Raw genomic sequence first — 4,250 nt, forward strand, 5'->3', positions numbered from 1 at the left:
GCCTGGTACCAGCGCGACCCGGAGCGTTTCCGGACGCTGCTGCGGCGCACGTCGCTGCTGCACGCCCGTCCCGCCGCCGGCGACCGCCACCCGGACGACGCCCGCGCACACCCACGGCGGTCCCAAGCGTCCGGCGAACCGCGCCCTGATCGGCGTCGCGGCGGCCGCGCTGACCGTCATCGTCGGGCTCGGGGCCTGGGCGCTGACCGGCCTCGTCGGCGACGACAAGCCCGAGGGCGGCGGCGGCCCCACCGACAACGCCCAGACGAGCGCGCCGCCCAAGCCGACCGTCGTGAAGCTCACCCCGCAGGACGTCCGGCCCGCCGAACGCCCCGTGGGCGGTCACGTCGACGGCGCGATCGGCAAGAACCTCGCGTCCGTCGTCGACGGCAAACCCGGCGGCGACTGGGAGACCCAGAGCTACGCCGACGCCGACTTCGGCCGGTACTCCAAGGGCCTCGGCGTCCTGCTCGACATGGGCAAGCCCGTCAAGGTCGCCAACGTGAAGGTCTACTCCCCGGTGAGCGGCGGGGTGCTGCAGCTCCGCGTCGGCGACTCGCAGTCCCCGACCGACCTGAAGCGCGTCGGCGAGCAGACTCCCAACGGCGGCGAGGTCGCCTTCGCCGCGAACCCGCAGGCCACAGGCCGGTACGTGCTCGTCTGGTTCACCCAGCTGCCCGGCGGGCCGTTCAAGGGGCGGCTCGGCGAGATCGCCGTCTACGGGGCGGCCGGCTGATCACGTTCCGGCAGGGGGCCGATGTGAGCTGTGACGTGGAGCGGCGCATGTCTGTATCGTGCCTGTGAGCAGTTTGTCCCCTCGCCCCCAGGATCACGTGGTGCCTACCTCAGCAGCCGGTCGCGGATGTCCGGCGCCGCCCGGGCGTCCCGAACGAGAAAGCGGTCGCTCATGACGTCGGTGAGCATGCGTCGCGTAGGCGAAGTGCCCGACAAGGAGCTCCTCGCGCGGCACGCCCAGGGTGATCCGCACGCCTTCGCCGAACTCGTGCACCGCCACCGCGACCGCATGTGGGCGGTCGCGCTCCGCACGCTCGGCGACCCGGAGGAGGCGGCGGACGCGCTGCAGGACGCGTGCCTCTCGGCGTTCCGCGCCGCCGGGCGGTTCCGCGGGGACGCCGCCGTCACGACCTGGCTGCACCGCATCGTGGTGAACGCGTGCCTCGACCGCGTCCGGCGCAAGTCCGTCCGCCCGGCGACGCCGATGGGCGACGACGCGACCTTCGACGCCGTCGCGCCCAAGATGCCCGACCCGACCGACGCGCACGGCGTCTCCCTCGACGTCCGCACCGCGCTGGAGCAGCTGCCGTACGAGCAGCGGGCCGCCCTGGTCCTCGTCGACATGATGGGCTACTCCGTCGACGACGCCGCACAGGTCATGGAGGTCCCGCCCGGAACGATCAAGAGCCGGTGCGCGCGGGGCCGCGCCCGGCTCGCGCCCCTTCTCGTCCACCACCGGAACCGACGCGAGCCCAGGAACGTCGGAGGTGTGGAAGGAGGTGGCATGCCCAAGTGAACCCCGCGCACCTTGACTACGACGTCTTGGCCGACCTGGCCGAGGGACTTCTCGAAGACGACGAAGCCGCCTCCGTCAACGCACACCTAGACACCTGCGCCGACTGCCGTGAGCTGTCCGCCGACCTTGCGGACGTCTCCCGGATCCTGGCGGAGGCCCCGGTGCCGTCCATGCCCGCCGAACTGGCCGAGCGCATCGACACCGCCATCGCGGCGGAATCGATGCACAGCGCCACCGTGGCGAGCCTGGAGCAACGGCGCGGAAGGCGGCATTGGCGGATACTGTCGGCGGCCGCGGCGACGGTGGTCGTGCTCGGCGGCGGAGCGACGGTCGGCAAGATCGCGCTGGACGGCGCGAGCAGCAGTGACAGCGCGGCGCGGCATCCGGCCCCGCACCGCTCCTTGACCGATTCGGGCTCGGGCTCGGGGGTGCCGAAGGTGGCCCCCGGAGAACCCGGCCCCACGTTCAAGGTCGCCCAGAGTGGCACCGACTACCGGTCGGGCACGCTGGGCGAGCAGGTCGGCGGCGTCGTGACGGGCGAGCAGGAGATGCGCGCCGAGGCCGTCGCGCCGGACGCCCGGCTCCGCGGCTGCGTCGCCGGCGTCGCCGGCGGGCAGACGCTCCTGCTCGTCGACCAGGCGAAATACGAGGGACGGCCCGCGATCATCATCGCCGTGAACGGCGACCGCCCCGGCAGGCGGAACATCTGGGTCGTCGGGCCGGACTGCTCCCCGCAGGCCCATCACCTGCTGAAGCAGCTGAAGAACGTCTGACCCGCCAAGCCCTGACCTGGGCACTCGCGCACACTGAGGGCCATGGACGGTCGATCCCGTCCATGGCCGCTCACGTGAAGCCATGGCCTGCCTGAGACGCCCTGTTCTCTATGTGACGCCTAGTTTTTCTGCGAAGTTCTTGGGGCGTCGGCAGCAATACCCCGGGGACGGCGCGGCAGCGGCAATACCGATCTTCCATGCCGCCACGTCGTGTCCGCCGGGGGCGTTCAGAGGGAGGCGAGGAAGTCCAGGGCCGTCGCCCAGGCGCGCTCGGCCGCTTCGGCGTCGTAGTCGGGCAGGTCGGGGTCGGTGAACAGGTGGCCCGCGCCGCGGTAGCGGAACACCTCCACGTCCGCGCCCGCCTTGCGCATCTGCAGGTACCACGCGTTGAGCCAGTCGACGGGCTCCCACGTGTCGGGGTCGGCGACGTGCAGCTGCACCGGGATGTCGGTGGACGCGTCCTCCGCGATGTCGGACGTGCCGTGCATCAGCAGCAGCCCGCCCGCCTTCTCGTCGGCGAACGCGAGGTTCTGGGCGATGGAGCCGCCGAGCGAGAACCCCGCGTAGACGAGCCCGCCCTCCCCGGTCAGCGGCGCGGCGGCCACGACGGCGCGGCGCAGCAGCTCGTCCCGCCCGATCTCGTCCTTGATCTCGATCCCGGCCTCGGCGTCGTCGACGACGCGCCCGTCGTAGAGGTCGGGGGCGTGCACCTCGTGCCCGGCGGCACGGAGCCGGTCGGCCGCCTGGTGCACCGCGGGCCGCAGCCCGTACATCGAGTGGAGGAGGAGAATGCGTGCCATGGGCCCAGCCTAGAGCGCCTCCGGGCGGCCCCGGCGGCCGGTGGACGGCCCGGCGCCGCGTACCGGGGAATCTGCGGGCCCTAGGATCGGTTGACGCGACTGTGAGGCCGGGTCGTGCGGCACCGACGGCCAACGAGGAGAGGCAAGAACTGTGAGCGACGTCCGTAACGTCATCATCATCGGCTCCGGTCCCGCGGGCTACACGGCCGCCGTCTACGCGGCCCGCGGCGACCTCAAGCCGCTGGTGTTCGAGGGTTCGGTGACGGCCGGCGGTGCGCTGATGAACACCACCGACGTGGAGAACTTCCCCGGCTTCCCCGACGGGATCATGGGCCCCGACCTGATGGACAACCTGCGCAAGCAGGCCGAGCGCTTCGGCGCCGAGCTCATCACCGACGACGTCACCGAGGTCGACCTGACCGCCGACCCGAAGGTCGTGAAGGTCGGCGACGAGACCTACCTCGCCAAGACCGTGATCGTCGCGACCGGCTCCGGGTACCGCGAGCTGGGGCTGCCGGACGAGAAGCGGCTGTCCGGCCGGGGCGTCTCCTGGTGCGCCACCTGTGACGGGTTCTTCTTCCGCGAGCAGGACATCGCCGTCGTCGGCGGCGGCGACACCGCGATGGAGGAGGCGATCTTCCTGACCAAGTTCGCCCGCTCGGTGACCGTGGTCCACCGGCGGGACGAGCTGCGCGCGTCCAAGATCATGCAGGACCGGGCGTTCGCCAACGAGAAGATCAAGTTCCTCTGGGACAGCGAGGTCGCCGCGATCCACGGCGACGACCGGGTGACCGGCGTGACGATCCGCAACACCCGGACCGGCGCGGAGTCCGCCCTGGAGATCACCGGCCTGTTCATCGCGATCGGCCACGACCCGCGCAGCGAGCTGTTCGCCGGCCAGCTGGAGACCGACACCGACGGCTACCTGCTGGTCGACGCCCCCACCACGAAGACGAAGATCCCCGGCGTGTTCGCCTGCGGCGACGTGGTCGACCACATCTACCGGCAGGCCATCACCGCGGCGGGCAGCGGCTGCTCGGCCGCCATCGACGCCGAGCGCTGGCTGCAGGACCGGGACGCCGCCGAGACCGTCCCGCAGGCCTGACCGCCCCACCGGCCATGCGGCCCCGGCCCGGCGCTTGAGCC

General features: G+C 72.1%; 4 protein-coding genes and 1 pseudogene. 4 read left to right on the top strand and 1 reads right to left on the bottom strand.

Going from position 1 to position 4,250, the window contains the following annotated elements:
* The 3 genes and pseudogenes from AB0K37_RS40495 to AB0K37_RS40505 all read left to right on the top strand — a co-directional run.
* Positions 1–736, top strand: a pseudogene (locus tag AB0K37_RS40495) (hypothetical protein); the annotation flags it as partial.
* A gap of 171 nt (positions 737–907) precedes the next feature.
* Entirely contained in the window at positions 908–1,531 is a 624-nt protein-coding gene (sigM, locus tag AB0K37_RS40500) for an RNA polymerase sigma factor SigM (protein ID WP_200842240.1), read from the top strand.
* On the top strand, positions 1,528–2,304 hold the full coding sequence (locus AB0K37_RS40505) for a zf-HC2 domain-containing protein (RefSeq protein WP_363991109.1): 777 nt from the start codon (positions 1,528–1,530) through the stop codon (positions 2,302–2,304). The genes sigM and AB0K37_RS40505 overlap by 4 nt, the downstream gene beginning before the upstream one ends.
* 227 nt (positions 2,305–2,531) lie before the next feature.
* Here AB0K37_RS40505 and AB0K37_RS40510 read toward each other — a convergent pair whose 3' ends face one another.
* The gene (locus AB0K37_RS40510) at positions 2,532–3,104 is read right to left on the bottom strand and encodes a dienelactone hydrolase family protein (protein WP_363991112.1); all 573 of its coding nucleotides are present in this window, start codon (positions 3,102–3,104) and stop codon (positions 2,532–2,534) included.
* 151 nt (positions 3,105–3,255) lie between these two features.
* Here AB0K37_RS40510 and trxB point away from each other — a divergent pair, with 151 nt between their 5' ends.
* On the top strand, positions 3,256–4,209 hold the full coding sequence (gene trxB / locus AB0K37_RS40515) for a thioredoxin-disulfide reductase (RefSeq protein WP_363991114.1): 954 nt from the start codon (positions 3,256–3,258) through the stop codon (positions 4,207–4,209).
* Positions 4,210–4,250: the final 41 nt, after the last annotated feature.

Source organism: Actinomadura sp. NPDC049753 (assembly GCF_040674655.1).
GTDB lineage: Bacteria > Actinomycetota > Actinomycetes > Streptosporangiales > Streptosporangiaceae > Spirillospora > Spirillospora verrucosospora.